Here is a 1,923-nt window from a genome sequence, read left to right as displayed (position 1 = left end):
TGCCGTCGTCCGCCGCGCTGCCGTCGTCCGCCGCGCTGCCGTCGTCCGCCGCGCTGCCGTCGTCCGCCGCGCTGCCGTCGTCCGCCGCGCTGCCGGCGGGCGCGGCGGCCCGTCGTGGCGCGCTCACCGTGGTCGGTCCGGCGTGACCGGTGGGCCGGTGCGGACGCTGCTGCTCTGGTGCCCGGACTGGCCGGTGCTCGCCGCCGAGATCGTCGACGGGGTGCCGGCCACCGGGGCGGTGGCCGTGCTGCACGCCAACCGGGTGGTCGCCTGCTCCGAGGCGGCCCGCGCCGAGGGCGTCCGCCGGGGCCTGCGCAAGCGGGAGGCGCAGGGGCGCTGTCCCCGGCTGACCGTCGTCGACCACGACCCGGGGCGGGACGCCCGAGCCTTCGAGCCGGTGGTCGCCGCCGTCGAGGAGTTGGCTGCTGGCGTCGAGGTGGTGCGCCCCGGCGCCTGCGCGCTGGCCGCCCGGGGCCCGGCCCGCTACCTCGGCGGCGAGGAGGCGGCCGCCGAGCGGATCATCGAGCACGTCGCCCAGACCTGTGCGGTGGAGAGCCAGGTGGGCATCGCCGACGGGGTGTTCGCCGCCGGCCTGGCGGCCCGTGCCGGGCAGGTGGTGCCCCCCGGCGGCACCCCCGGGTTTCTGGCCGGCCTGCCGGTGGAGGCGCTCGGCCGGCCGGCCCTGGCCGATTTGCTGCGCCGGCTCGGCGTACGCACCCTGGCGGGCTTCGCCGCGCTGCCGGCCGGGGATGTGCTGGCCCGGTTCGGGTTCGACGGGGCGCTGGCCCACCGGCTCGCCGCCGGCCGGGACCACCGGCCGTTGGCTGTCCGCCGGCCCCCGACCGACCTGGCGGTCACCGCCGACCACGACGAGCCGATCGACCGGGTCGACGCCGCCGCCTTCGCCGCCCGCGCGCTGGCCGAGCGGCTGCACGACCGGCTCGCCGCGCACGGGCTGGCCTGCACCCGGCTGGGCATCGAGGCGGTCACCGCCCACGGCCAGGAGCTGCACCGCGTGTGGCGGCACGACGGGCTGCTCACCGCGGCGGCCATCGCCGACCGGGTGCGGTGGCAGCTCGACGGCTGGCTCTCCGGCAGCGCCGGCCGGTCCGGCGCCCGCCCGGTGCGCCCGACGGCCGGGATCATCCGGCTGCGCCTGGTGCCCGACGGGGTGCTCGCCCGGGCCGACCTGCAACCCGGGCTGTGGGGGGAGACGGGCGAGGAACGGGAGCGGGCGCACCGGGCGCTGAGCCGGGTGCAGGGCCTCCTCGGCCCCGAGGCGGTGGTCACCGCAGTGCTCGGCGGCGGCCGGTCACCGGGCGACCAGGTGCGGCTGGTGCCGTGGGGCGACGAGCGGCTGCCCGCCCGCGCCGGTGGGTCGGCCGGGTCGGGTGGCGGCGTGGTGGCCCCGTGGCCGGGGCGCCTGCCGCAGGGACCCGGCGCAGCAGGCGTGGGTCGAAGGGCCGGCGGTCCCTCGCCGGCCCTGGCGCCGCCGCCGTGGCCGGGCCGGCTGCCGCCGCCCTCGCCGGCCGTGGTGCTGCCCGTTCCGCTCGCCGCTACCGTCCACGACGCGGCCGGCGAGCCAGTCGGGGTCAGCGCGCGGCTCCAGCTCACCGCCGCACCGGCGCGGCTGGTCGTCGGCGCGGCGCGGCCGGTGGAGATCGTCGGCTGGGCCGGCCCGTGGCCGGTGGACGAGCGTTGGTGGTCCCCGGCGGAGGCCAGCCGCCGCGCCCGGTTCCAGGTCTGCCTGGCCGACGGCGCGGCCCTCCTACTGGCGGTCGAGTCCGGCCGGTGGCTGGTGGAGGCGATCTATGACTGACCGCCGGGCCCTTCCCGCTGAGCGCGCCGTCTCCCTCCCGGCACCGCAGTCGCTGCCAACTTCTATAGATCTTGGTAGCTTTCGGCCCCTCCAGGGGCCGAAAG

Annotated in this window: 1 protein-coding gene; it reads left to right on the top strand. The window is 79.6% G+C overall.

Annotated features, from left to right (window positions below):
- Window positions 1-142 precede the first annotated feature (142 nt).
- On the top strand, window positions 143-1,819 hold the full coding sequence (locus ACFT41_RS32190; RefSeq protein ID WP_377590405.1) for a DNA polymerase Y family protein: 1,677 nt from the start codon (window positions 143-145) through the stop codon (window positions 1,817-1,819).
- The last annotated feature ends 104 nt before the right edge of the window (window positions 1,820-1,923 follow it).

It is taken from the genome of Micromonospora sp. NPDC057141 (assembly GCF_042670805.1).
Classification (GTDB): Bacteria; Actinomycetota; Actinomycetes; order Mycobacteriales; family Micromonosporaceae; genus Micromonospora.
The sequence above is the reverse complement of the archived record's forward strand: the minus strand, read 5'-3'. Positions and strand labels throughout refer to the sequence as shown.